The sequence below is a fragment of the Devosia equisanguinis genome (genome assembly GCF_900631955.1).
In the GTDB taxonomy this organism is placed as follows: domain Bacteria; phylum Pseudomonadota; class Alphaproteobacteria; order Rhizobiales; family Devosiaceae; genus Devosia; species Devosia equisanguinis.
Map to the genome: position 1 here is coordinate 22,654 of NZ_UZWD01000043.1, position 24,967 is coordinate 47,620.

Genomic DNA, 24,967 nt, shown 5'->3' on the forward strand with positions numbered 1-24,967 from the left:
CGACGCCTAGCGAACTCTGGTCGCCGGTCGCCACGCATCATGTTGTGGTCAGCTTCGGGCGCTGGCCGTTGCCCCAAAATGCACATCGCCCGCCGTGATCGGAAAGCGCGAACCGTCATCGTCGCGAATGATCAGCCGTCCCGAGGAGTCGATGGTTTCAAAAATGCCGCGTCGGATAACACCATCCTGCTGAACCGCGACCGGCGCACCGAGCCCCGCCGCAGAACCACGCCACAGTTCGAGCACGGCGGCAACGCCCCGCCCGTCATCCCAAAGGCCGAATACTTCGACCCACGCGTCGGAAAGCGCTTCGAAGACTTCTGCGGCGCTCTTTTCCACCCCGAGAGCCCGCAAAGAGGTTGCAGGATATGGCGTGCCTTCAGGCGCCGACACGACATTGACGCCGCAGCCGACGACGATGGCGCTGCGCCCATCTGGCGTCTTGGACGCTTCGAGCAGGATACCCGACAACTTCTGGCCATCGGCCAAAACGTCATTGGGCCATTTGAGCGCAATGCGGGAACGCCCGTCAGCGCCATCCGCACCGTCTATGCCAATCCGGAACGTACCGCTTGGCAGCACAGCAGAAAGGCCCCGATTGAGCGCGACACCGGCGACAAAGCCGAGGGTTGCAATCAGTTCTGCCGACGCGTCCGGAACGATCAAAAGGCTGGCGGCAAGGTTGCCGGGCACACTGTGCCACTGACGTCCGCGCCGACCGCGACCCGCAGTCTGGTGAAGCGAGGCAAACCACACGCCGCCCGGGTCGCCCGCGGCAGCAGCCGCGAGCGCTTCATTATTGGTCGATCCGATTTCCTCAAAGCCGACCAGCCGATAACCGGCGGCCTTTGCTTTGGGGCCGAGCGCGAAGTCGGACACCTAGAACAGGCTTCCCGCAGCACTATGCGCAAAGCTGGAGAGCGGATTACCCACAGTGAAGAAATAGGTCACTATAAGGAAGCCAAACACCACCATCACGACGTTCAGCTCGGCCGGCACCGCCACGAACTCTTTTACCGGCTCGTCGAAATACATCACCTTGACGACGCGCAGGTAATAGAAGGCGCTGATGGCGGAGGCGAGCATGCCGATGACAGCCAGCACATAGAGATGCGCTTCAATGGCCGCAAGGAACACTTGCCACTTGGCGAAGAACCCAGCGAGCGGAGGCAATCCGATCAGCGAGAACATCACGATGGCCATGATCCCGGCGACGACTGGACGAGTCCGCGATGCGCCTGCCAGGTCGGCAATAGTTTCGACATAGCCGGTCTCAGTGCGCAGCGACAGGATGCAGGCGAACAGGGCGACAGTCATGCCAACATAAATCGCCATATAGATCGCCACGCCTTCGACGCCAACCTGGGTCCCAGAGGAAAGGCCGACCAGAGCAAAGCCCACATGACCGATGGACGAGTAGGCGATCAGGCGCTTGATTGACTGCTGCCCGATGGCGGCGAATGCGGCGAGCACCATGGAGGCGATCGACAGGAACACCACGATCTGCTGCCAATCCTGCGTCAGTGGCGCAAAGCTGACCATGACGAGACGGATCATCAGCGTCATCGCCGCCACCTTCGGCGCCATGGCGAAGAAGGCCGTGACCGGCGTCGGCGCGCCTTCATAGACGTCCGGCGTCCACATGTGGAACGGCACGGCCGAAATCTTGAACGCGACACCGGCCAGGAGGAACACCATGCCGAAAATGAGGCCGATCGAGCGACCTTCGCTGGCAATGGCAACCACGATCTCGGAGAGATTGGTGTGGCCGGTAAAGCCATAAACCATCGAGGCCCCGTAAAGCAGCATGCCCGATGACAAGGCGCCCAGCACGAAATATTTGAGGCCCGCCTCGGTGGCGCGGCTGTCGTCGCGCTTGATCGCAGCCATCACGTAAAGCGACAGGGATTGCAGCTCGAGACCGATATAGAGGCTCATCAGATCATTGGCGGAAACCATGATCATCATGCCCAGCGTGGCCAGCACTGCGAGGACGGAATACTCGTATTTATGCAGGCCGTTCTCTTCATCGTTGTGATGCGAAAGAACCAGTGCGAGCACCGCACCCACGATCACCAGCACCTTCATGAACCGGCCGAAGCTGTCAACGATGAAGAGCCCGTTGAACAACACCCCATCGACCGGATTGAACAACAGCACGAGGCCGGCCACGGCCAGAAGGACGATGGCACCGATAGAGACGAGCAGCGAGCGCTCCTTGTTGAGCACGATGCCCACCACAAGCAGCACCAGGGCACCGACCGCAACGATCAGTTCCGGATAAGCGGGAGCCAGGCTCGCGAAATCAGTAACGTCAGAGTTCACGTCAGTCTCCTAGTGCGAAGCAGGCGCGGGGGCCGGCTGGCTCTCGCCCGTAGGCGCGGCATAATCAAGTGGAGCGCGGGCATCAGCCAGCGAGACGGCCGGGTCAAGACCAACCGAAGCCGCATAGTGCTCGACCAGGTTGTTCACGGCGGCCGCCGTCGTATCGAGGATCGGGGCCGGATAGAAACCGAACACCACGGTCAGCACGATCAGGGGATAAAGGACGATCTTCTCACGCAGGTTGAGATCGAGAATGCCCTTGAGGCTTTCCTTGGTCAGCGCACCGAAAATGACGCGGCGATAGAGCCACAGCGCGTAGCAGGCCGAGAAAATCACACCGAACGCGGCGCCGACACCCACCCAGGTATTGACCTGGAATACACCGATCATGGTGAGGAACTCACCGACGAAGCCGGACGTGCCTGGCAGGCCGACATTGGCCATGGTGAACACCATGAAGGCGAATGCGTATTGCGGCATGCGCTCGACCAGACCGCCATAGGCGTCGATCTCACGGGTATGCATGCGGTCATAGATGACGCCAACGCAAAGGAAGAGCGCACCCGACACGATGCCGTGCGAAATCATCTGGAACATCGCGCCTTGGATACCCAGGGCATTGCCCGCAAAGATACCCATGGTCACGAAACCCATATGGGCAACGGAGGAATAGGCGATCAGCTTCTTCATGTCGGTCTGCACCAGCGCCACCAGCGAGGTGAGGATGATGGCGGCGATCGACAACACGAAGATGAAGTTGGCGAACTGCGCCGACGCATCGGGGAACATGGGCAGGCTGAAGCGCAGGAAACCGTAACCGCCAAGCTTGAGCAGAATTGCGGCCAGGATCACCGAGCCGGCGGTCGGCGCCTGCACGTGCGCTTCCGGCAGCCAGCGATGGAACGGCCACATCGGCATCTTGACGGCAAGTGAGGCGAAGAAGGCCAGCCACAGCCAGGTCTGCATGCCCACCGGGAAGTCATGAGTGAGCAGGCGCGCAATGTCGGTGGTGCCGGCGTCCCAATACATCGCCATCATGGCGAGCAGCATCAGGACCGAGCCGACAAAGGTGTAGAAGAAGAACTTGTAGGCCGCCTGAATGCGCGCCGAACCACCCCAGATCCCGATGATCAGGAACATCGGCAGCAGCGTGCCTTCAAAGAACACGTAGAACATGGCCAGATCGAGCGTGGTGAACACGCCGATCATCAGCGTCTCGAGCACCAGGAACACAATCATGTATTCCTTGAAGCGGGTCTCGACTTCCCAGCTTGCTATGACTACGGCCGGCATCAGCAGCGCCGTCAGCACCACGAATAGCACCGAAATACCGTCGACGCCGACACGATAGCCGATGCTTTCGCCGATCCAGGGCATGTTGACGACGAACTGGAAGCCGGCATCCGATGGATCGAATGCCTGCCACAAGGCCAGGGACAGACCGAACACCACGAGGGTCACCAGCAGCGAAATCCAACGGATTGCGCCGATGGCGGTCTTTGGCATGACCAGGAGGATCGCCGCACCGACGACCGGAAGCCAGGTGATGATAGTCAGAATTGAATTGGCGAAGGTCATTAGAGGAGCCCCCCGACCGTAATGGCCCAGGTCAGCAGCGCCGCAATGCCGATCAGCATGGCGAAGGCATAGTGATAGAGATAGCCGGACTGCAACTTGACCACCCAGCTGGTGACGTTCTGGACGCGACGGCCCAGGCCTTCGGCGACCTTGCCGTCGACCAGCCAGTCATCGAAGCCCTTCCAGACGGCATTGCCGATCCAGAGTGCGGGACGCACGAAGATCGTGTTGTAGAGCTCGTCGAAGTACCACTTGTTGAGCAGGAACTTGTAGAGCCCAGGATTGGCGGCTGCCAGCTTGCCCGGCAGGTCAGGACGCTTGATATACATGAACCAGGCCGACACAAAGCCAATGATCATGGCAATGGTGGCGCTCCACTTCACCCAGGTCGGCACGTGATGCGCGTCCTCGATGATCTGGTGATCGACATAGATCGAGCCAGCGAAGAAGTGCTCGATGTGCTCCACCTCGTGGAAGAACATGCCGTAGAACACCACGCCGGCCAACACTGCGCCGACAGCCAGCACATAAAGCGGCACCAGCATGACGTTGGGCGATTCATGGGCATGGTCATAGGCCGAACCGTGGTGGTGAGCATCGTCATGCGACACTGCAGCATGAGCATGATCGTCGAGATTGCTGTCGTCGATCGGCTCGTCATGGGTTTCGGCAGCGGCATGGGCCGGGTCCGGATGGGCTGTATGGCTATGCTGCGCATCGCGCGGCGAACCGTGGAATGTCAGGTGGACCAGACGCCAGGAATAGAAGCTGGTGAACAGGGCCGCGATGACGAGCATCCAGAAGGCGAAGCTGCCAATATTGCCACCGAAAGCATAGGCGCTTTCGATAATGGAATCCTTGGAGAAGAACCCCGCAAAACCGAAATTTGTACCCGGAATGCCGACGCCGGTCAGAGCCAGCGTACCGATCATCATCATTGCATAGGTGATGGGGATCTTCTTGCGCAGGCCGCCCATGTTCCGCATGTCCTGCTCATGGTGCATTGCATGGATGACCGAGCCGGCGCCCAGGAACAGCAGAGCCTTGAAGAAGGCGTGGGTGAACAGGTGGAAAACACCGGCCGAATAGGCCCCTGCCCCCAGTGCCACGAACATGTAGCCGAGCTGCGAACAGGTGGAGTAGGCGATCACGCGCTTGATATCGTTCTGCACCAGGCCAACCGTCGCCGCAAAGAACGCCGTGATGGCGCCGATGACGATAACGACCATAAGCGCGGTCTGCGAAGTTTCGAACAGCGGCGACAGACGCGCAACCATGAAGACACCGGCGGTCACCATGGTGGCCGCGTGGATGAGCGCCGACACCGGGGTCGGGCCTTCCATGGCGTCCGGCAGCCAGGTGTGCAGCAGGAACTGCGCTGACTTGCCCATGGCGCCCATGAACAACAGCAGGCAGATGACCGTCATGGCGTCCACGTCCCAAGACAGGAAGCGGATGATCGGCAGGCCGGTGGTCGCGAACTCGTCCACGGCATGGAAAGCGCCGTCGAAGTCGATGTGACCCAACACCATGAAGGCACCGAAGATGCCCAGGGCAAAACCGAAGTCGCCCACTCGGTTGACGATGAAGGCCTTCATCGCCGCTGCAGTGGCGGAGGGACGGGTATACCAGAAGCCGATCAGCAGATAGGAGGCCAGCCCCACCCCTTCCCAGCCGAAGAACATCTGCAGGAAGTTGTCGGCGGTCACCAGCATCAGCATGGCGAAGGTGAAAAGCGAGAGATAGGCGAAGAAGCGCGAACGGTGCGGATCTTCGTTCATGTAGCCGATGGAATAGAGGTGTACGAGGGCAGACACGGTATTGACCACGACCAGCATGATGGCAGTCAGCGTATCGACACGCAGCGTCCAGCGCAGGTCCATGTCGCCCACCTGGATCCAGCGCATCACCTCGACCTTGAGGACAGCCGCATGACCGTCGCCTACGGCGCCGACCAGGCCATCACCAAAGGCGACGGGGATGAACACGACCCAGCTCAGGACCGCCGAAATCAGCAGCAGCCCCGTGGTGATGAATTCAGACGGACGGTGCCCGATCTGTCGGCCCAACAGGCCGGCAATGAGCGCCCCGATCAGGGGCAAGAAGACAATCGCTTGAATAATCATAGCGGGTGCTCTCAGCCCTTCATCATGTTGACGTCCTCAACCGCGATGGTCCCACGGTTGCGGTAGAAAATAACCAGAATGGCGAGACCGATGGCGGCCTCGGCGGCAGCCACGGTGAGGATCAGCAGCGCGAACACCTGACCCTGAAGGTCCTGCAGATGCGCGCTGAACGCCACGAAGTTCAGATTGACGGCCAGAAGGATCAACTCGACCGACATCAGGATGACGATGATGTTCTTGCGATTGATGAAGATGCCGAACACGCCGAGCGTGAACAGAATGGCCGCTACGGTCAGGTAATGACCGAGCCCGATTTCCAGACCCATGATAACCCCCTATAGCCCCTGACCGCTTTTGACCTTGACGACCTTGAGCGTCTCGCCGGCCTTGCGCGCCACCTGATCGACAGGGTTCTGGCGCTTGGCATTGGTCTTGTGACGCAAGGTGAGAACGATGGCGCCGATCATGGCGACCAGAAGTACCGCCCCGGCGCCCTGGAACAGGAAGACGTAGCGGGTGTAGAGCACATTGCCGAGCTGGCGCGTGTTTTCCATCGTGTTGTCGATGGGGAGCGCCGAACCACCGGCAATATCGGGCGATATCATCGCGCTGCCAGCCACCAGCAACAGCTCAAGCAAAAGGATGGCCCCGACAAGGATGCCGATCGGCGCATATTGCAGAAGGCCCGATTTCAATTCGGCGAAATCGATGTCCAGCATCATCACGACGAACAGGAACAGCACAGCGACCGCGCCCACATAGACCACGATCAGCAGCAGCGCCAGGAACTCGGCGCCGGTGAGCATGAACAGGCCCGCGGCGTTGACGAAGGTCAGGATGAGAAACAGCACCGAGTGCACCGGATTGCGCGACGAAATGACCATGAAGGCCGAAGCCACGGCAATCGCCGAGAAAACATAGAAGAAGAACAGTGGAAGGGTCATGCTCTTCCCTCTCAGCGGTACGGCGCGTCAGCGGCCAGATTGGAGGCGATTTCACGCTCCCAACGATCGCCATTGCTCAGGAGCTTTTCCTTGGAGAAGTAGAGCTCTTCGCGCGTTTCGGTTGCAAATTCGAAGTTCGGGCCTTCGACGATGGCGTCGACCGGGCAGGCTTCCTGGCAGAAGCCGCAATAAATGCACTTCACCATGTCGATGTCGTAACGCACCGTGCGGCGCGTGCCGTCGTTCTGGCGCGGGCCAGCTTCGATGGTAATGGCCTGTGCCGGACAGATGGCTTCGCACAGCTTGCAGGCGATGCAGCGTTCTTCCCCATTCGGATAACGACGCAAGGCATGCTCACCGCGGAAACGCGGGCTGACCGGCCCCTTCTCGAACGGATAGTTGATGGTAGGTTTGGGCGCAAAGAAGTAGCGCATGGCCAGGAAAAAGGCCGAAACGAATTCCTTGAGCAGCAGCGTGTTGACGAGCTGAGTGGCGCGCATCAGGCAACTCCTCCATGCCAGCCCCAGCCGGTGAGCTGCAGGACGAAGGCAACGATGACAACCATGATCAGGGAAATCGGCAGGAACACCTTCCAACCAATCCGCATGAGCTGGTCATAGCGGTAACGGGGCACGATGGCCTTGGCCATGGCGAACATGAAGAACACCAGCGTGACCTTGACGAAGAACCAGATCACGCCCGGGATCCAAGTGAACGGCGGTAGGTCGATCGGCGACGACCAGCCTCCCAGGAACAGGATCGTGGTCATGGCGCACATCAGAAGGATCGAGATGTATTCGCCGAGCATGAAAAGGAGGTACGGCGTGGCCGAATATTCGGTCATGAAGCCGGCCACCAGTTCGGATTCGCCTTCGGCCATATCAAATGGCGGGCGGTTGGTCTCGGCCAATGCCGAGATGTAGAAGATCACGAACATCGGGAACAGCGGCAGCCAGAACCAGTTGAGGAAGCTGAGCCACGGCACGCCAAGCGCATGGGCCAGACCCATTTCGCGCTGGGCGAGGACGATGTCATTGAGGTTGAGCGAACCGACACAGAGCAGGACGGTAATGATCACGAGGCCAATGGAGACTTCGTAGGACACCATCTGCGCCGCAGAACGCACCGAACCAAGGAACGGATACTTCGAGTTCGAAGCCCAGCCGCCGATGATAACGCCATAGACGCCGAGCGAGGAAATGCCGAGCAGGTAGAGAATGCCGACATTGATGTTGGCCATGGCCCAGCCGTTATCGACCGGAATGACCGCCCAGCCGGCAAGCGCCAGGGTCGCAGTGATCAAAGGCGCCAAAAGGAACAGAACCTTGTCCGACCCGGCCGGCAGCACCGGCTCCTTGAAGACGAACTTCAAAAGGTCGGCAAAAGACTGCAGCAGCCCGAAGGGGCCAACCACGTTCGGGCCGCGACGCATCTGCACAGCAGCCCAGACCTTGCGGTCTCCCAGCAGGATGAAGGCGGTGAAGATCAGCAGGCCGACCAGCAGCGCCAGAGCCTTATAGACGAACCCGATATGCACGCCCCAACCGAGGAAGGGGATGCCCAGGAGATAATCGAGAGCAGCGAGAAGAAAGTCCATTGTGCTCCCCTACTCCGCCGCCTGCTGCAGGCCAGTGGCCAGCTGCGCGCATTCGGCCATAGTGGCCGAGGCGCGGGCAATCGGATTGCTGAGATAGAAATCGGTCACCGGCGATGCGAATGCCGCCGACTTGGTCTTGATCGCTGCCTTGGCCAGCTTGGCCACGTCACCGACAGATCCCGGCGCGACCTGATCGACGCGGGCAAGATGGGGGAATTCGGCATAGATGGCGGCACGCAGCTGGGTCAGCGAGTTGAACGCCAGCGGCTTACCCAGTGCGCCCGAAAGCGCCCGGATGATGGCCCAGTCTTCCTTGGCATCGCCGGGCGGGAACACAGCGCGGCTGGCGACCTGCACACGACCTTCCGTGTTCACATAGGTGCCGGACTTCTCTGTGTAAGCCGCACCCGGCAGGATGACATCGGCGCGATGCGCACCGCGATCACCATGGCTGCCGATATAAACCACGAAAGCCTTGCCCATCGCGGAGGTGTCATACTCGTCGGCACCGAGCAGGAAGAGAACATCGAGCTCTCCCTTGCCCGCCAGAGCAATCTGGTCGGCCGAGCAAACGCCACCGGCATGCGGCACGAACCCAATATCCATGCCACCGACCCGGCTCGCCGCATTATGCAGCATTGCAAAGCCATTCCAGCCTTCGGCGACGGTGGCGCCGGTCGCAAGCTTGACGGCGAGCGCGATAACATCGCGGCCGACCTGTTTGCCCAGCTGGGCGTTGGACACTGCGCCTTCGCCTACGATGACAAGCGGGCGCTGAGCCTTGGACAGCACCTCGGCGAAGCTACCCTTGCCCGCAGCCAATTCGGCCAGGCTCTCGAAGCCCTCGCCCAGATACTGGTACGAATAGGTGAGGTCGGCCTGTTCCCCGATTACGGCGATCGGGACGTTCTTGGCGCGCCAGGTCTTGCGAATACGTGCATTGAGCACGGCGGCTTCACGACGCGGATTGGACCCGATGATCAGGATCGCGTCGGCCTCTTCGATCCCGGCAATGGTCGGGTTGAACAGATAGGCAGAGCGCGGCATGGACGGATCGATACCGGACATGGCTGGGCGCACATCGGTCATCCCCGAGCCGATCGAGGTCAGCAGCGCCTTGAGCGCGTACATTTCCTCGACCGCGCTGAGGTCACCGGCAATGGCGCCGACCTTGTTGCCGGCCTTCTTGATGCGCGCAGCAACAGCGGACAGGGCTTCGTCCCAGCTCGCCGGCTGCAGCTTGCCGCCCTTACGGACATAGGGACGATCGAGACGCTGGCTCTTGAGCCCATCCCAGACGAAACGCGTCTTGTCCGAAATCCACTCTTCGTTAATCGCTTCATTGATACGCGGCAGGATGCGCATCACTTCGCGCCCACGGCTATCGACCCGGATGGCGGAACCGACGGCATCCATCACGTCGATAGATTCGGTCTTGTTCAGTTCCCAGGGTCGCGCGTGAAACGCGTAGGGCTTGGAGGTCAGCGCCCCAACCGGGCAGAGATCGATGACATTGCCCTGCAATTCGCTGGTCAGCGCGCGCTCGAGATACGGGGTGATCTCTGCATCTTCGCCACGGCCAAGCAAACCCAGCTCAGAAATGCCGGCCACTTCGGTGGTAAAGCGCACGCAACGGGTACAGTGAATGCAGCGGTTCATCGAAGTCTTGATGAGCGCGCCCATATACTTGTCTTCGACGGCGCGCTTGTTCTCGTGGAACCGCGAACCGGACACGCCATAGGCCATAGCCTGGTCCTGCAGATCGCATTCGCCGCCCTGATCGCAGATCGGGCAATCGAGCGGATGGTTGATCAGCAGAAATTCCATCACGCCTTCGCGGGCCTTCTTGACCATAGGCGTGTTGGTAAACATCTCGGGCGGCTCGCCATTCGGGCCGGGACGCAGGTCCTTGACCGACATGGCGCAGCTAGCCTGCGGCTTGGGCGGACCGCCCTTCACTTCGACCAGGCACATGCGGCAATTGCCCGCGACCGAAAGGCGCTCGTGATAGCAGAAGCGCGGGATCTCAGCGCCGGCCGCTTCGGCCGCCTGCATCAGCGTGTAGTAATCTGGAACTTCGACGAGCTGGCCGTCGACCTTGATGGAAGCCATAGCCCTACTCCGCAGCGATCGACGGCACGGCGCCGTCGCTGGTGGATGAATATGTATACTGCTCGATCCGCGCCTCGATGGTCGGGCGGAAATTGCGGATGAGACCCTGGATCGGCCAGGCGGCAGCGTCGCCGAGCGCACAGATAGTGTGGCCTTCGATCTGCTTGGTCACCTCGAACAGCATGTCGATTTCGCGCTTCTGGGCGCGGCCTTCGACCATGCGCTCCATGACGCGCATCATCCAGCCGGTGCCTTCGCGGCACGGCGTACACTGGCCGCAGCTCTCATGCTTGAAGAATGCCGAAATGCGCCAGATGGCTTTGATGATGTCGGTCGACTTGTCCATAATGATCATGCCGCCGGTGCCAAACGAGCTCTTCTTCTCGCGCAGCCCGTCAAAGTCCATGACGGCATCCATCATGTCCTCGGCCTTCACCACCGGACAGGAAGCACCACCTGGAATGACTGCGAGGAAATTGTCCCAGCCGCCGCGAATGCCGCCGCAATGCTTTTCGATAATGTCCTTGAAGCTCTCGCCCAGGGCTTCCTCGAAGGTCGCGGGCTTGTTCACATGGCCCGAGACCATGAACAGCTTGGTGCCGACATTGTTCGGACGGCCGATGCCCGCAAACCACCCTGCCCCGCGACGGAGAATTTCCGGCACGACGGCAATGGATTCGACATTGTTGACGGTGGTCGGGTTGCCATAGACGCCCATGCCGGCCGGGAATGGCGGCTTGAGGCGCGGCTGGCCCTTCTTGCCTTCGAGCGATTCCATCAGCGCGGTTTCTTCACCACAGATATAGGCGCCGGCGCCGTGATGAACGATGATATCCAGGTCCCAGCCGTGGATATTGTCCTTGCCGATCAGCTTGGCGTCATAGGCTTCCTGCACGGCTTCTTCGAGGCGCTGACGCTCGCGCACGAACTCGCCACGCACATAGATGAAAGCCAGATGCGCGTCCATGGCGCGGCAAGCGATCAGGCAGCCCTCGATCAGGTGATGCGGATCGTGACGCAGGATCTCGCGGTCCTTGCAGGTGCCGGGCTCGGATTCGTCGGCATTGACCAGTAGGTAATGCGGACGACCATCGCTCTGCTTGGGCATGAACGACCACTTGAGGCCGGTGGGGAAGCCCGCACCGCCGCGGCCACGCAGACCCGAAGCCTTCACCTCATTGGTGATCCAGTCGCGCCCTTGGTCGAGGAACTCCTTGGTTCCGACCCACGAGCCGCGCTCACGTGCACCTTCCAGCCGCCAGTCGTGGTGGCCATAGAGGTTGGTGAAAATGCGATCCTTGTCAGCGAGCATGATCAGCTTTTCCGCTTCAACAGATAAAAGAACCAGGCGGCAACACCAATCGCCGCCCCAGCCGCCGAAGCCAGAAAGCTCGGCAGCGCAATATTGAAAGCCGCTTCAAGACCGGACAGGACTGCTGTAGCCACCAGGGCAAAGGCCACGCCAATGGCGTAGTCTTTGAGGGTCAGCGATCCGAAGTCGATCTTGCTCTCGGCCATTTAGCGGGGGTCCTTCCCAAACACCTTGCGGTATTCTTCGACCCCGCCCTTGGCTAGCGCCTTGGCCTGCTTGACCCATTCATCGCGATCAATGCGGCCCTTGAAGTTCAGCACCTCGTCGACGCGCGTAATATCAGCCTTCTTGAACTTGGCGATCTGCTCGAAACGGGTGATGCCCAGAGCGTGCAGCTTGCCTTCAAGCACTGGACCAACGCCGGAGATCAGCTTGAGGTCGTCCGGTTCGCCCGCAGGGCGCTCGAACAGTGGCTGCAAGACATCGCCCTTCTCGGCAGTCGGCGTCACTTCCTTGGGGTTGGCGGCAGCCGCCTCAACCACGGGCTTGGACTTCTTCACCGATGCCGACGCACCGCCTTCGGCGGGCTCAGCAACCTTGGCCTTGCCGGGCGCCTTGCCCCCGTCGACCTTGGCCGCATCTGATTCAGCGCCGCTCGCACCTTCACGCATAGCCTGGTTCGGGGCGCCATCGGCCTTCGCCTCGACCGCAGCAGCCTTGCGCTCGCCCTCGGCCTTGGCTTCGGACACCTTGGCTTCCTGCGGTGTCCCCTTGAGGGCCGGAGCGTTCTCTTCGGCAACATCCTTGGGCTTGGCAGCCGTGGTAGGCGCCGGCGATGCGGCGGGCGCAGCAGCAGGCTGCTCAGCAGGAGCCGGAGGCACGAATTTCTCCCGCTTCGCCGTCGGCTTTTCGGTGAGCGTGGTCATGCCACCCTCAGCAGCGGCGTTCTGGCGGTCGATCTGCGTACCCGGCTTGATCGTGTCGCCCTTGCCCGCCGCAAAGGCGTCAATGATTTCTTCCATGCGCTGGGGCGTCAGGTCTTCATAGGTGTCATGATAGATCATGATCATCGGCGCATTGACGCAGGCGCCAAGGCACTCGACCTCTTCCCAGCTCATCGTGCCATCTTCATTGCGATGGTGCGGCTCAGGGTGGATCTTGTTCATGCAGACGTCGATGAGCTCACCGGCGCCGCGCAGCATGCACGGCGTAGTGCCGCAGACCTGCACATGCGCGCGGGTGCCGACGGGCTGCAACTGGAACTGGGTGTAGAACGTCGCCACCTCCAGAACCCGAATATAGGGCATATCCAGCATCTGGGCGACCTTTTCGATGGTCGCGCGGGTCACCCAACCATCCTGATCCTGTGCCCGCATGAGCAGAGGAATGACGGCTGATTGCTGCCGCCCGGCCGGATAAAGCGCAATACGCTTCTTCGCCCAGGCCAGGTTTTCAGCATTGAAGGCGAAACTTGCCGGCTGCACCGACTCGTCTGCAAGGCGTCGCGTAGACATCAGCGATCCACCTCTCCGAACACAATATCAATCGACCCAAGGATTGCCGTGACGTCAGCCAGCATGTGGCCGCGGCACAGATGATCCATGGCACTGAGGTGCGCAAAGCCCGGAGCGCGGATGTGGCAGCGATAGGGCTTGTTGGTGCCATCGGAAACCACATACACACCGAACTCGCCCTTCGGCGCTTCCACGGCGGCGTAGATTTCGCCAGCGGGCACCTTGTAGCCTTCGGTGTAGAGCTTGAAGTGATGGATAAGCGCTTCCATCGACTGCTTCATCTCACCGCGCTTGGGCGGCACGACCTTGCCATCGCTCGAAGCAACGGGTCCCTTGCCGTCAGGCGCATTCAGCTTGGCCACGCACTGCTTAATGATGGCATTGGCCTGGCGCATTTCTTCCATGCGGATCAGGTAACGATCGTAGCAGTCGCCATGCGAGCCGACTGGCACGTCGAATTCCATTTCGGCGTATGCGTCATAGGGCTGGCTTTTGCGCAGGTCCCAGGCCGCGCCCGAAGCGCGAACCATCACACCCGAAAAGCCCCTGCCCCACGCCTCTTCCAGCGACACGACACCGATATCGACATTGCGCTGCTTGAAGATGCGGTTCTCGGTCAAAAGCCGATCAATATCGGCGAGCGCCTTGGGGAATTCCTCACAGAAAACGCCAATGTCGTCGACCAGTGCCTGCGGCAGGTCCTGATGGACTCCGCCGGGCCGGAAATAGGCGGCATGCATGCGCGCGCCCGAAGCGCGCTCATAGAACACCATCAGCTTTTCGCGCTGCTCGAAGCCCCAGAGCGGCGGAGTCAGCGCGCCGATGTCCATGGCCTGGGTGGTCACGTTCATCAAATGCGCCAGCAGACGACCGATCTCGGAATAAAGCACGCGGATCAGCTGACCACGGCGCGGCACCTCGATGCCGAGCATGCGCTCTACGGCCAGGGCAAAGGCATGCTCCTGGTTCATCGGCGCCACATAATCGAGGCGATCGAAATACGGCACGGCCTGCAGATAGGTCTTCGCCTCGATCAGCTTTTCGGTGCCGCGATGGAGCAACCCAACATGCGGATCGACGCGCTCCACCAGCTCGCCATCGAGCTCGAGGATCATGCGCAGCACGCCGTGCGCGGAGGGGTGCACGGGGCCGAAATTGATGGTGAAATTGCGAACGTCGACTTCAGACATCAGTTCTTCGCCTTCTCGTCGCCCGGCAGCACATAGTCGGTGCCTTCCCATGGCGACAGATAATCGAACGAGCGGAATTCCTGGGTCAGCTTGACCGGCTCATAGACAACGCGCTTGCGCTCTTCGTCGTAGCGAACCTCGACAAAGCCCGTCATCGGGAAGTCCTTGCGCAACGGGTGACCGTCAAAACCATAGTCGGTCAGGATGCGGCGCAGATCCGGGTGACCGGAAAACAGCACGCCGTAGAGATCGTAGGTCTCGCGCTCGAACCAGTTCGCACCGGGATAGACGTCGCAGATCGATGGGACTGGCGTCGTGTCATCGGCCTCGAGCTTTATACGAATGCGATGGTTCAGGTGCGGGCTGAGGAAATGATAGACCACATCGAACCGCTGTTCGCGCGCGGGATAGTCCGCACCACAGACGTCGACAAACGCGATGAACCGGCACTTCGGATCGTCGCGGAGGAATGTCGCCACAGAAACGATCGAATCGCGCTGCACGGTCACGGTGAGGTCGCCATACGCCACCTCGAACCCGACGACTGCATCGCCAAGGGCGGATGCAACATGCTCGCCCAGGGTCACCAACGGATCAACTACTAGTGCTTCGTCCATGACCGGCCCTATCGCTCAATGGTTCCGTCACGGCGAATCTTCTTCTGCAGCAGCAAAATGCCATACAGAAGTGCTTCGGCCGTCGGCGGGCAGCCCGGAACATAGACGTCTACCGGCAGCACGCGATCGCAACCACGCACCACAGAATAGGAATAATGATAGTAGCCGCCGCCATTGGCGCAGCTACCCATCGAAATGACGTAACGCGGCTCTGGCATCTGGTCATAGACCTTGCGCAGCGCGGGAGCCATCTTGTTTGTCAGCGTACCAGCGACAATCAGCACGTCGGACTGGCGCGGCGATGCGCGTGGCGCCGTGCCGAAGCGTTCGATGTCGTAACGCGGCATCGACATCTGCATCATTTCCACGGCGCAACAGGCCAGACCGGTCTGCATCCACATCAGCGAGCCAGTACGGGCCCAGGTGATCAGTTGCGAAACCGTGGTCACGAGGAAGCCCTTGTCGGCCAGCTCGTTATTGACGCCCGTAAAGAACGGATCGTCCGCACCAAAAGGCTTGCCGGTCGCCGGATCAATGGCACCGGTCGGACGCGGGGTAACCAGCGTCGAAGAAGACGGGCTCAATCCCATTCCAGAGCTCCCTTGCGCCATTCATAGATAAAGCCGACGGTCAGCACGCCGAGGAAGATCATCATCGACCAGAAGCCGAACCAGCCCACGTCGTGGAACGCCACGGCCCACGGGAAAAGAAAGGCGACTTCGAGATCAAAGATGATGAAGAGAATCGACACCAGGTAGAACCGGACATCGACCTTCATGCGCGCGTCGTCGAACGCATCGAAGCCAGCCTCGAAAGCTGAGACCTTCTCAGGGTCGGGACGTCGGAAAGAAACCAGGAACGGCGCAATCAACAGCGCCAAGCCAATAACGGCAGACAACCCAATGAATAGAACTATGGGCAGGTAATCGCTGAGCAAATCAGTCATGCGGCAGCCTAACGTTCGGTCCAGCAAGGAGCCGGAAGCGCGTGAGCAAAGCAAGCAATTGGGGCGAGCGAGCCGACGCACAGGTGATGCGAAACGGCTTAGACCTTCCCCCATGACGTTTCAAGGGAAAGAAAATATGAGCAAAATAATCATATAACAACTACAGCGGTTCGGCACGGATTTCCCACAATTGGCTCGCAGGAAGCACATTCTGTTTCGCCACAAGCGCTGTTTTTGGAACGGACAGAAGAATCAACACCCCAAAACCAAAACGGCGAACCGTTGCCGGTTCGCCGAGTTGGGTTGCAAGATTAGACGCCCCGTGTTCCGGGGCGAAGAACCTTAGAAGTGGAAGCTGACGCCCACGGTCGCCTTGGTGGCGTCGAAGAAGTTAGCGTTGTTGTAGTAGCCGAGGCCAACAACCTGACCGCGAACCGAGATGGAATCGGTCACGGCGAATTCAACACCACCACCGAGCTGGTAGATGCCGTTCGAAGCGCCGCCGGTGTTCTCGATGCCGGTACCGCCGATGGCGTACACGAGCACGGAGTCGGTGACGACAGCACCGATACGGGCGTTGATCAGGAACTCGCTGCCGGAGACAGCATTGTTCCACCAGTATTCGCCGGTAGCTTCGACGCCGAGCAGGATCGGGTCAGCCGGGATGAAGTTCACGCCGACATGGCCGCCAATGACGCCGTAGGTGGTGCCGTTGAAGAACTCACCGCCGCCCTGGACGCCTGCATAGAGGCCTTCCCAGTTGAAGCCAGCCGGAGCGTAGATCGGCTGCGGGGTGGTCGGGATGATGAGGTCAGCGGCCTGAGCGCCACCAACCATGAGAGCAGCGGCTGCAACGCCGAGCGACAGAGAACGTACAAACATATCTTGCACTCCCAATAGAGTTAACCGTAGTCGGCCGATAGATGCCCCACAGGCGCGCGGCTGACAAGGTGGCAGAAAGCCATTTTCCATAGTGCGGATAAGATTTGATGACCATTTCGGGGCAGGTGTTGCGCGAATGCCCCGCAATTGGTTCAATTTGAGACAAATGCCACTTGCGAGCCGGCGAAATGCGTGCGCCCGGAGGGCCAAGGCGCCCGGATTCCCACTGTCGGCAAACGGAAATCGGGAATCACAACCAATGCAAAACGGCCCCACGAGAATACTCGCGGGGCCGTCTCAGGATGAGAATGACGGTCAGGACTAGAAGTGGAAGTTAGCCCCGACAGTGAACTGATTCTTCGGATTGCCACCCTGATTGGGGAATCCATGCAGATATTGTGCGCGCACCGAGATCGCATCCGTGACGGCGACTTCCACGCCACCACCGAGCAGGAAGTCTTCTTCCGCGGGCGGACCCAGATCGATTCCATAACCACCGGCTGCATAAACGACGACATCGTCTGTGACCACCAGACCGGCACGACCAAGGATCTGGCCATAGCTGGTATCGAGTGCGCCTCCGGTGAGACCATGCACGGCCACTTCGGCGCCAAGCAGATAGAAGTCAAACTGGGCATTCACGCCAGCCTGGATACCCAAGCCATATTGCGTGCCACCTGCGGCACTATCCTGAACGCCACCATAGACACCGGCATAAAACCCGTTCCAGTCAAACCCCGGCTCTTCATAGATCGGCATTTCGACAGGTGTGGACGTTGGGACCGTGATGAGATCGGCTGCCGTGGCGACACCCATGGTTGCGATAGAGGCAATCGCCGATGCGGCGACAATCTTGAACATGCGCATTGCTGTTCTCCTTCGTGCTGGGCCATCTGTTGGGAGGAACGCCGCGCCTCAGCACCAGTTCCCCCCAGGCTTTCAGCGCCCGGAGCGGCGAAACATGGGGTCTCCCCCTGCCCTCGCCATCCGAGCACAGGCCCGGTTTGCCTGGGCTTGCCGGCCAAAAACGGTCTTTGGGAAGGCCATAATATGACGCCAGGCAAGCGTTGCCGGATGGCAACACCTAGATATCGCCTATCTCAAAGCGTCCCGACTAGCACCGGATCGGCGCGGTATTCGGCTGGGAACATGCGCTCGAGCGAATAGATTTTCGGCAGGTCGTGGACCACGATATAGGGCCAGTCCGGGTTCAGCGTCAGGAAGTCCTGATGATATTGCTCAGCCGGATAGAACGCTTTGAAGGGTTCAAGCGTGGTGACGATCGGGCCTTCGAACAGTCCGGTGGCGTCGAGCTGAGCGATATAGGCCCGCGCTACGTCCTCCTGATCCTTGTTCAAAGGGAAAATTGTCGAACGATACTGGGTGCCGTGGTCCGGGCCCTGGTAGTTCAGCTGCGTCGGGTTGTGAGCGACGGAAAAGTAAATCTGCAGCAGCGTGCCGAAGCTGACGACAGAGGGATCGTAAGTGATCTCGACGGTTTCGGCGTGGCCGGTGTCTCCGCGCGTCGTCCGATCATAAGTGGCGGTCTCGGCTGCTCCGCCGGAGTAACCGGACACGGCATTTGTGACACCCTTGACCCGCTGAAACACGCCTTGCACTCCCCAGAAGCAGCCACCGGCCAGCACAGCGACGGCAGTCGGGCCCTTTTCGACCAGGTCCTGATCAGGCGGTGGAATCTCGACCGGCTTTTCCTGGGCAAACGCCGGGCGCGCCAGAAGCGGCATGCCGAGAATCGGCAGAACCGCCATGCCCAGCAGCAATTTGCGTCGGCCCGTGACCAGTGTTGTAAGGGATTCGGAGGAAGCCTCGGCCATGATCAGCACCTTCTGCTCAAACTCAGTTACAGCAGATACGGTAGAAAGGCGTCAAACGTTACAGCGCAACGTGCAGATCACGAGGATATGAAAGTAACAATGACCGCTCGGTCAAAAGCCAACCCAAACCGGAAACTTCAACGGTGAAGGGTGGCGCGAGAGACGGGGCTCGAACCCGCGACCTCCGGCGTGACAGGCCGGCGCTCTAACCAACTGAGCTACTCCCGCATCGGCGAACTGCTTGGCTGTTCGCTGAACGTGACGCTCATATAGCCAGCGCTTTTCGGCAGGTCAAGCGCTCGATCTGCGAATGTCGCAAAAACTTCTCACGACCCCCGTCACCTGTGGAAAACTCAAATAGCTCAACCCACAAGCTGAAAAAGCTCATGCGACGGATAAGAATTAAGGGCGGAGGGAGAAATCGGCGGGCAAACGAGAAAATGGTGGGCGATGACGGACTCGAACCGCCGACATCCTCGGTGTAAACGAGGCGCTCTACCAACTGAGCTAATCGCCCTTGCCAGACCCGGCCGGGATGGCGCCCTGATTAGGGTGCCCGATGCGCAACGTCAACAGACATTTCGCGAAACAAAAACGGCCCCGGCGTGAAACGCTCGGAGCCGATGGAGCCGCAAAGGCCGCACACGATCTTAGTTGATCGCGTCCTTGAGACCCTTGCCGGGCTTGAACTTTGCCTGGTTCGAGGCCGGAATCTGGATTTCAGCACCGGTGGCCGGGTTGCGACCCGTGGAAGCCTTGCGCTGGGAAACGGCGAAGGTGCCGAAACCAACCAGACGAACTTCGTCGCCGCTCTTCAGGGCAGCGGTAATAGCCTCGAACACTGCGTCAACCGCTTCGGCGGCCTGTGCCTTGGTGATCGTAGCCTTGTCGGCAACGACGCCAACCAGATCGTTTTTGTTCATAGCGTTTCCTCACAGTGAAAGCCCGCCTTCGCTGGCGAACCAGAATGCCGTCAACCTTTTTCGATTCTGCGCGATACGCAAGGAAATCCGGGGGTTTTCGGCGACCTGACGGTGCAAAGCTGTTAATGGACCGGAAAAATGGCCCCAGCAAGCCCACAAGTCTAGTTTCGCCCGGTTTTCCGGGAAATTGTGAACCAGATGCGGCCCTATGTCTCCGATACGCCCATGGCCGGGCGAGAGCGGCCGATGCCCAGCATGATTGGCAGGGCGAGCAGGTAAATCCCGATTGCTACCAGCCAGATCGCGCCTGGCCAGCTCCCGCGCACGCCATAATAGACGAAGCTGAACAGTAGCGGCCCGAATACCGAGGCCAGGCTCACAAGGCTGGCGAGAACCCCCTGCAATTGCCCCTGACGATCGGCATCGACCTGCCGCGTGGTCAGGGATTGCAGCGCCGGCATACCAATTCCGCCCAGCGCAAACACCGGCGCCATGACGAACAGAATCCAGCCATGGGTTGCAAAAGCCAGTGTCAACATCGCACCGACCTCGAACGCCATGCCGACGACCAGCGCCCAACGCTCACCCAGCCGCGCCACGGCCGGGCCGGTCAAAAACGCCTGCGCCAAGGCGTGGAAGACGCCAAAAGCACCAAGCGACAGGCCGATCATCAAGCCATTCCACTGGAAGCTGTCCTCGCTGAAAATGGCCCATGTCGTGCCATAGACGGTGCCGACGAGATTCATGATGAGATAAAGCGCCATCAGCGGAATCAACGCCTTGAACGTCAGCGCCCAGCGCAAAGGCTTGAAGGGGTTAAGCGTATCCCAGGTGAAGTTGGCCTCCTTCCGTCCAGGCCGCGATTCGGGCAAGACGAACAGCGCTAGGGCAAAATTCACCGCATTGAGCGCCGCAGCCACGAGAAATGGCGAGCGTACCCAGATGTCTCCCAAAATCCCGCCAAGCACCGGCCCGATAATAAATCCGATGCCGAACATAGCATGAAACAGGCCAAATCGCTTGGCGCGCTCATCTTCGCTGGAGATGTCAGTGATGTACGCAGTGGCCACCGCCATATTGGCGCTGGTGATCCCGGCAATCGCCCGCCCCACCACCAACATCCACAACTGTGGCGCAAACGCCATGATCAGATAGTCGAGCGCCGCCCCCGCCAAGGAGACCAGCAATACGGGCCGCCGGCCAAACCGGTCACTGAGCACGCCGAGAATCGGAGAAAACAGGAACTGGCACGCCGAGTAGAGCGCCAGCATGATCCCCAGCAATGTCGCAATTTCAGTGGTGTGCCCGACATCGCGCAATAGCGCCGGCAGAATGGGGAAGATGAGGCCGATGCCCACGGCATCGAGCATCACTGCGGCGAGTATGACGACAAGCGCCTTGTTCATCTTGGGCTCCGAAGGGAAAACGGCGCGCTGCACGCAGCGCCAAGGGGCGGAAGCGCATCAGCGGCAGAACTTTGCTGGTCGCCCACCGGCAACCTTAAAAGGAAAATGGATGCGCCATGCGACAGTCTCTGACAGCAGACAGGTGCTTGCCGTCCATCAAAGGCTGGCAAGCACGCCGGGGAGCAGTAGCGGCAAATCCTCGCTCATGAGACCGGGACCGCCGAAGCGGTTGGCTGCCTCGGCATGCAGCCATACACCGGCACAGGCGGCCGAAAAGCCGTCCATGCCCTGCCCCATAAGCCCGGCGATGATGCCCGCAAGGACATCACCGGAACCCGCTGTGCCAAGCCATGCCGGCGCATTGACGTTGATGGCGGCGCGACCGTCCGGCGACGCAATGACGGTGTCACTGCCTTTGAGCACGATCACCGCCCCGGAGTGAGCGGCTGCCGCCCGCGCACGCTCCAGCTTGCCACCTGGCACCTGCCCGAACAGCCGAGCGAACTCACCGTCGTGCGGCGTCAGCACCACCGGGCGATTCTTTGCCTTTATCGCAGTGAACAGACGCTCGCTGGAACTGGCGAAACTGGTGATCCCGTCGGCATCGAGCACCACCGCGGCCCCCGACGCAAGCACGGCCAGCACGCCCTGGATAGTAGTGTCACCGACCCCGGCAGCCGGGCCGATGACGACACTATTGATACGCCTATCCTCGAGCAGACTGGCCAGGTCTGCTGGCGATTCGGCGGGTTTGAGCATGATGGCAGTCACATGCGCTGCATGCACAGCAAGTGCCTCACGGCTGCCGACCAGCGACACCACCCCTGCCCCCGACCGAAAAGCGCCGAGCGCCGACAACCGCGCCGCGCCGGTTTCCAGCGGCCCGCCCGACACCACGGCGACGTGGCCACGGTCAAATTTGTGCCCATCGGCCAGCGCCGTTGGCACGGACCAGCTGCCCTGGCTGTTCTTCCAAGCCTTGGCGTCGATCCGCTCGAGGACCGATTCGGGAATACCGATCTCGGCCAGCACCACTTCGCCGCAATGCTGTCGACCCGGCAACAGGAGGTGGCCGGGCTTGAGGCGGAAGAACGTTACCGTCATATCGGCGATCATGGCCACGCCGCGCACGTCGCCCGTCGCACCATCAATGCCACTGGGGACGTCGACGCTGACTACCGGCAGGCTCGAAGCGTTCACTGCCTCGATCATTTCAGCGAATTCACCATCCACGTCGCGGTCCAGGCCCGCGCCCAGCAACGCGTCGACGACGAGATCGGCGTTCTCGATATCCTTGGCGGTCGGCGGGTCTGCCCGGCCGGTCCACTGTGCCGCCGCAGCAGCGGCATCGCCCCGCAGCGATTCGCGCTCACCGATCAGCCGAAGCTGCACTGGCCAACCTTTTTGCTTGAGCAGGCGCGCAATCACAAAGCCATCGCCGCCATTGTTCCCCGGACCACACAGCACCAGCACCGAACGCTGGTAGTAATGCTCGACGATCGCGTCGGCGACCGCCTTGCCGGCCGCATCCATCAAACGAAAGGACTTGATGCCGCTTTCCACCGCCAGCCGGTCGGCTTCCGCCATCTGCTGGGGGGTAAGGAGAATATCCGGCTGCACAGTCATCGATCGGCCTCACAAGCACCGGCGCTACGGCACGCCGACCATCCCAGTTGACGCAATTGCGCGCTCAACTCAAGCATTTGGTGACGATGCAGGCGCTGTTCCATAGGCTCCCGGGGAGAAGCGCACACTCGGCGGCGCTGCCAATTCGCCGCATATACAAACAATGCCTCAAAACAAAAAAAGGGGCCCCGCAGGGCCCCTTCTCTTTTCCGCTCTCGCGATTAGGCGGAGTAGTACATTTCGTATTCGACAGGATGCGGGGTCATTTCGACGCGGTGAACTTCCTGCATCTTGAGCTCGATATAGGCATCGATGAAATCATCGTCCATCACACCGCCAACCTTGAGGAAGTCGCGGTTCTTGTCGAGGTTTTCCAGGGCTTCACGCAGCGAACCGGAGACGGTCGGGATTTCCTTGAGCTCTTCCTTGGGCAGCTCGTACAGATCCTTGTCCATCGGGTCGCCCGGGTGGATCTTGTTCTTGATGCCATCGAGACCAGCCATCAGCAGCGCCGTGTAGGCCAGGTACGGGTTGGCCAGCGGATCCGGGAAACGCACTTCGACGCGCTTTGCCTTCGGCGACTGGCCGAAGGGGATACGGCAAGAAGCCGAGCGGTTGCGGGCCGAGTAAGCCAGCAGCACCGGCGCTTCGAAACCCGGCACCAGACGCTTGTACGAATTGGTGGTCGGGTTGGTGAAGGCATTGATGGCCTTGGCGTGCTTGATCACGCCGCCGATATACCACAGGCATTCCTGCGACAGACCGGCATACTGGTCACCGGCGAACAGCGGCTTACCGTCCTTCCAGATCGACATATGGCAGTGCATGCCCGAACCGTTGTCGCCATAAACCGGCTTCGGCAGGAAGGTTGCTGTCTTGCCATAGGAGTTGGCGACCTGCTGAACGGCGTACTTGTAGATCAGCACGTCGTCGGCCGACGCGATCATCTGCTTGTACTTGAGGCCGAGCTCATGCTGGGCGGAAGCCACTTCGTGGTGGTGCTTCTCGATGATGACGCCCATCTGGCCCATGGCTTCGAGCATTTCACCGCGCATATCCTGCGCACTGTCCAGCGGCGGAACCGGGAAATAACCCTTCTTGAGACCAATATGGTGACCGTTATTGCCGCCTTCATAGGAAGCGTCATTGTTGGTCGGCAGCTCGGCGGCGTCGATCTCGAAACCGACCTTGTAGGTGGTGGTGGAGTACTTGACGTCGTCGAAGATGAAGAATTCGGGCTCGGGACCGAATACGACGGTGTCGCCGACACCGGACGACTTCACCAGGCCTTCGGCCTTCTTGGCGATCGAGCGCGGGTCGCGGTTATAGGGCTGGTAGGTCGACGGCTCGAGAATGTCGCAGTTGATAGCGAGGGTCGAGGCGGCAAAGAACGGGTCGATATAGGCCGAGTTCGGATCGGGCATCAGAACCATGTCGGACTCATTGATGGCCTTCCAGCCGGCAATCGATGAACCGTCGAACATCACGCCATCTTCGAACAGGTCGGCGTCGACGACGGAGGCATCCATCGTCACGTGCTGCAGCTTGCCGCGCAGGTCGGTGAAGCGCACGTCGAGATACTTGATGTTCTCGTCCTTCATGCGCTGGATAATTTCGGCTCCGGTGGTCATTAGGTCTTCCCCTGTCTAATTCGGAGTTTGTTTCTGGTTGTGCAGTGCCGGCGCCTAGAGCGCGTCGTCACCGAATTCGCCCGTACGGATACGGATGGCCTGCTCGATGGAATAGACGAAAATCTTGCCATCCCCGATGCGGCCGGTTTGCGCAGCGGTGCGGATGGCCTCGATGGCCTTTTCGGCGAGCTCGTCGGGGCAAACCACCTCGACCTTCACCTTGGGCAGGAAATCCACCACATATTCAGCGCCGCGATAGAGCTCTGTATGGCCCTTCTGGCGGCCGAAACCCTTGGCCTCGGTCACGGTGATGCCCTGCAGGCCAACTTCCTGCAGCGCTTCTTTGACTTCGTCGAGCTTGAACGGCTTTACGATAGCCTCGATTTTTTTCACTTGCGCCTCC

The 24,967-nt window shown here is 60.4% G+C and carries 24 protein-coding genes and 2 tRNA genes; all 26 read right to left on the reverse strand.

From position 1 onward, the window contains the following. Positions 1-48: 48 nt before the first annotated feature. Positions 49-879, reverse strand: a complete 831-nt coding sequence (locus tag DEVEQU_RS17295; protein ID WP_126151852.1) for a biotin--[acetyl-CoA-carboxylase] ligase — start codon at positions 877-879, stop codon at positions 49-51. Next, complete coding sequence (nuoN, locus tag DEVEQU_RS17300) at positions 880-2,325, reverse strand: NADH-quinone oxidoreductase subunit NuoN (RefSeq protein WP_126151853.1); 1,446 nt, start codon at positions 2,323-2,325, stop codon at positions 880-882. 9 nt (positions 2,326-2,334) lie between these two features. Next, positions 2,335-3,903, reverse strand: coding sequence for an NADH-quinone oxidoreductase subunit M (locus tag DEVEQU_RS17305; protein WP_126151854.1), 1,569 nt, complete (start codon positions 3,901-3,903; stop codon positions 2,335-2,337). Continuing rightward, positions 3,903-6,029: an NADH-quinone oxidoreductase subunit L gene (gene nuoL / locus DEVEQU_RS17310; protein WP_126151855.1), complete on the reverse strand. Its 2,127-nt coding sequence runs from the start codon at positions 6,027-6,029 to the stop codon at positions 3,903-3,905. Before nuoL ends, DEVEQU_RS17305 begins: the two co-directional genes overlap by 1 nt. Positions 6,030-6,040: 11 nt before the next feature. Then, positions 6,041-6,349, reverse strand: coding sequence for an NADH-quinone oxidoreductase subunit NuoK (gene nuoK / locus DEVEQU_RS17315; RefSeq protein WP_126151896.1), 309 nt, complete (start codon positions 6,347-6,349; stop codon positions 6,041-6,043). Positions 6,350-6,364: 15 nt separating this feature from the next. Continuing rightward, positions 6,365-6,973, reverse strand: a complete 609-nt coding sequence (locus tag DEVEQU_RS17320; RefSeq protein ID WP_126151856.1) for an NADH-quinone oxidoreductase subunit J — start codon at positions 6,971-6,973, stop codon at positions 6,365-6,367. 11 nt (positions 6,974-6,984) lie between these two features. After that, entirely contained in the window at positions 6,985-7,473 is a 489-nt protein-coding gene (gene nuoI / locus DEVEQU_RS17325; protein ID WP_126151857.1) for an NADH-quinone oxidoreductase subunit NuoI, read from the reverse strand. Continuing rightward, entirely contained in the window at positions 7,473-8,570 is a 1,098-nt protein-coding gene (nuoH, locus tag DEVEQU_RS17330; RefSeq protein WP_126151858.1) for an NADH-quinone oxidoreductase subunit NuoH, read from the reverse strand. Before nuoH ends, nuoI begins: the two co-directional genes overlap by 1 nt. A gap of 9 nt (positions 8,571-8,579) precedes the next feature. Beyond that, on the reverse strand, positions 8,580-10,682 hold the full coding sequence (gene nuoG / locus DEVEQU_RS17335) for an NADH-quinone oxidoreductase subunit NuoG (protein WP_126151859.1): 2,103 nt from the start codon (positions 10,680-10,682) through the stop codon (positions 8,580-8,582). Between the two features lie 4 nt (positions 10,683-10,686). Continuing rightward, a complete protein-coding gene (gene nuoF, locus DEVEQU_RS17340; protein WP_126151860.1) occupies positions 10,687-11,994 on the reverse strand; it encodes an NADH-quinone oxidoreductase subunit NuoF in 1,308 nt (435 codons plus the stop codon). 2 nt (positions 11,995-11,996) lie between these two features. Further along, positions 11,997-12,200 (reverse strand): hypothetical protein, encoded by a 204-nt coding sequence (locus DEVEQU_RS17345; protein ID WP_126151861.1) that lies wholly within the window; start codon positions 12,198-12,200, stop codon positions 11,997-11,999. After that, the gene (nuoE, locus tag DEVEQU_RS17350; protein ID WP_126151862.1) at positions 12,201-13,508 is read right to left on the reverse strand and encodes an NADH-quinone oxidoreductase subunit NuoE; all 1,308 of its coding nucleotides are present in this window, start codon (positions 13,506-13,508) and stop codon (positions 12,201-12,203) included. Then, positions 13,508-14,698: an NADH-quinone oxidoreductase subunit D gene (locus tag DEVEQU_RS17355; RefSeq protein WP_126151863.1), complete on the reverse strand. Its 1,191-nt coding sequence runs from the start codon at positions 14,696-14,698 to the stop codon at positions 13,508-13,510. Before DEVEQU_RS17355 ends, nuoE begins: the two co-directional genes overlap by 1 nt. Next, a complete protein-coding gene (locus DEVEQU_RS17360) occupies positions 14,698-15,315 on the reverse strand; it encodes an NADH-quinone oxidoreductase subunit C (protein ID WP_126151864.1) in 618 nt (205 codons plus the stop codon). Before DEVEQU_RS17360 ends, DEVEQU_RS17355 begins: the two co-directional genes overlap by 1 nt. Positions 15,316-15,323: 8 nt before the next feature. Beyond that, on the reverse strand, positions 15,324-15,905 hold the full coding sequence (locus tag DEVEQU_RS17365; protein ID WP_126151865.1) for a NuoB/complex I 20 kDa subunit family protein: 582 nt from the start codon (positions 15,903-15,905) through the stop codon (positions 15,324-15,326). Further along, positions 15,896-16,261, reverse strand: coding sequence for an NADH-quinone oxidoreductase subunit A (locus DEVEQU_RS17370; RefSeq protein WP_126151866.1), 366 nt, complete (start codon positions 16,259-16,261; stop codon positions 15,896-15,898). Before DEVEQU_RS17370 ends, DEVEQU_RS17365 begins: the two co-directional genes overlap by 10 nt. A gap of 342 nt (positions 16,262-16,603) precedes the next feature. Then, complete coding sequence (locus DEVEQU_RS17375; protein WP_126151867.1) at positions 16,604-17,143, reverse strand: outer membrane protein; 540 nt, start codon at positions 17,141-17,143, stop codon at positions 16,604-16,606. 321 nt (positions 17,144-17,464) lie between these two features. Continuing rightward, entirely contained in the window at positions 17,465-18,010 is a 546-nt protein-coding gene (locus DEVEQU_RS17380; protein ID WP_126151868.1) for an outer membrane protein, read from the reverse strand. Positions 18,011-18,243: 233 nt separating this feature from the next. Then, complete coding sequence (msrA, locus tag DEVEQU_RS17385) at positions 18,244-18,978, reverse strand: peptide-methionine (S)-S-oxide reductase MsrA (RefSeq protein WP_126151869.1); 735 nt, start codon at positions 18,976-18,978, stop codon at positions 18,244-18,246. 151 nt (positions 18,979-19,129) lie between these two features. After that, positions 19,130-19,206: transfer RNA gene (locus DEVEQU_RS17390), tRNA-Asp, on the reverse strand. Between the two features lie 213 nt (positions 19,207-19,419). Then, positions 19,420-19,495, reverse strand: a tRNA-Val gene (locus DEVEQU_RS17395). Between the two features lie 133 nt (positions 19,496-19,628). After that, positions 19,629-19,901: an HU family DNA-binding protein gene (locus tag DEVEQU_RS17400; protein WP_035079006.1), complete on the reverse strand. Its 273-nt coding sequence runs from the start codon at positions 19,899-19,901 to the stop codon at positions 19,629-19,631. A gap of 206 nt (positions 19,902-20,107) precedes the next feature. After that, complete coding sequence (tet, locus tag DEVEQU_RS17405) at positions 20,108-21,307, reverse strand: Tet(A)/Tet(B)/Tet(C) family tetracycline efflux MFS transporter (RefSeq protein WP_126151870.1); 1,200 nt, start codon at positions 21,305-21,307, stop codon at positions 20,108-20,110. A gap of 156 nt (positions 21,308-21,463) precedes the next feature. After that, on the reverse strand, positions 21,464-22,933 hold the full coding sequence (locus DEVEQU_RS17410; RefSeq protein WP_126151871.1) for an NAD(P)H-hydrate dehydratase: 1,470 nt from the start codon (positions 22,931-22,933) through the stop codon (positions 21,464-21,466). Positions 22,934-23,154: 221 nt separating this feature from the next. Next, a complete protein-coding gene (gene glnA / locus DEVEQU_RS17415) occupies positions 23,155-24,564 on the reverse strand; it encodes a type I glutamate--ammonia ligase (protein WP_126151872.1) in 1,410 nt (469 codons plus the stop codon). Positions 24,565-24,618: 54 nt separating this feature from the next. Then, the gene (locus tag DEVEQU_RS17420; RefSeq protein ID WP_126151873.1) at positions 24,619-24,957 is read right to left on the reverse strand and encodes a P-II family nitrogen regulator; all 339 of its coding nucleotides are present in this window, start codon (positions 24,955-24,957) and stop codon (positions 24,619-24,621) included. Positions 24,958-24,967 lie beyond the last annotated feature (10 nt).

What these genes read in the sequence shown, in the direction of transcription:
- DEVEQU_RS17305 (WP_126151854.1), bottom strand. Translation starts at nt 3,903, where the DNA reads ATGACCTTCGCCAATTCAATTCTGACTATCATCACCTGGCTTCCGGTC.
- nuoL (WP_126151855.1), bottom strand. Translation starts at nt 6,029, where the DNA reads ATGATTATTCAAGCGATTGTCTTCTTGCCCCTGATCGGGGCGCTCATT.
- DEVEQU_RS17320 (WP_126151856.1), bottom strand. Translation starts at nt 6,973, where the DNA reads ATGACCCTTCCACTGTTCTTCTTCTATGTTTTCTCGGCGATTGCCGTG.
- nuoI (WP_126151857.1), bottom strand. Translation starts at nt 7,473, where the DNA reads ATGCGCGCCACTCAGCTCGTCAACACGCTGCTGCTCAAGGAATTCGTT.
- nuoH (WP_126151858.1), bottom strand. Translation starts at nt 8,570, where the DNA reads ATGGACTTTCTTCTCGCTGCTCTCGATTATCTCCTGGGCATCCCCTTC.
- nuoG (WP_126151859.1), bottom strand. Translation starts at nt 10,682, where the DNA reads ATGGCTTCCATCAAGGTCGACGGCCAGCTCGTCGAAGTTCCAGATTAC.
- nuoF (WP_126151860.1), bottom strand. Translation starts at nt 11,994, where the DNA reads ATGCTCGCTGACAAGGATCGCATTTTCACCAACCTCTATGGCCACCAC.
- DEVEQU_RS17345 (WP_126151861.1), bottom strand. Translation starts at nt 12,200, where the DNA reads ATGGCCGAGAGCAAGATCGACTTCGGATCGCTGACCCTCAAAGACTAC.
- nuoE (WP_126151862.1), bottom strand. Translation starts at nt 13,508, where the DNA reads ATGTCTACGCGACGCCTTGCAGACGAGTCGGTGCAGCCGGCAAGTTTC.
- DEVEQU_RS17355 (WP_126151863.1), bottom strand. Translation starts at nt 14,698, where the DNA reads ATGTCTGAAGTCGACGTTCGCAATTTCACCATCAATTTCGGCCCCGTG.
- DEVEQU_RS17360 (WP_126151864.1), bottom strand. Translation starts at nt 15,315, where the DNA reads ATGGACGAAGCACTAGTAGTTGATCCGTTGGTGACCCTGGGCGAGCAT.
- DEVEQU_RS17365 (WP_126151865.1), bottom strand. Translation starts at nt 15,905, where the DNA reads ATGGGATTGAGCCCGTCTTCTTCGACGCTGGTTACCCCGCGTCCGACC.
- DEVEQU_RS17370 (WP_126151866.1), bottom strand. Translation starts at nt 16,261, where the DNA reads ATGACTGATTTGCTCAGCGATTACCTGCCCATAGTTCTATTCATTGGG.
- DEVEQU_RS17375 (WP_126151867.1), bottom strand. Translation starts at nt 17,143, where the DNA reads ATGTTTGTACGTTCTCTGTCGCTCGGCGTTGCAGCCGCTGCTCTCATG.
- DEVEQU_RS17380 (WP_126151868.1), bottom strand. Translation starts at nt 18,010, where the DNA reads ATGCGCATGTTCAAGATTGTCGCCGCATCGGCGATTGCCTCTATCGCA.
- msrA (WP_126151869.1), bottom strand. Translation starts at nt 18,978, where the DNA reads ATGGCCGAGGCTTCCTCCGAATCCCTTACAACACTGGTCACGGGCCGA.
- DEVEQU_RS17400 (WP_035079006.1), bottom strand. Translation starts at nt 19,901, where the DNA reads ATGAACAAAAACGATCTGGTTGGCGTCGTTGCCGACAAGGCTACGATC.
- tet (WP_126151870.1), bottom strand. Translation starts at nt 21,307, where the DNA reads ATGAACAAGGCGCTTGTCGTCATACTCGCCGCAGTGATGCTCGATGCC.
- DEVEQU_RS17410 (WP_126151871.1), bottom strand. Translation starts at nt 22,933, where the DNA reads ATGACTGTGCAGCCGGATATTCTCCTTACCCCCCAGCAGATGGCGGAA.
- glnA (WP_126151872.1), bottom strand. Translation starts at nt 24,564, where the DNA reads ATGACCACCGGAGCCGAAATTATCCAGCGCATGAAGGACGAGAACATC.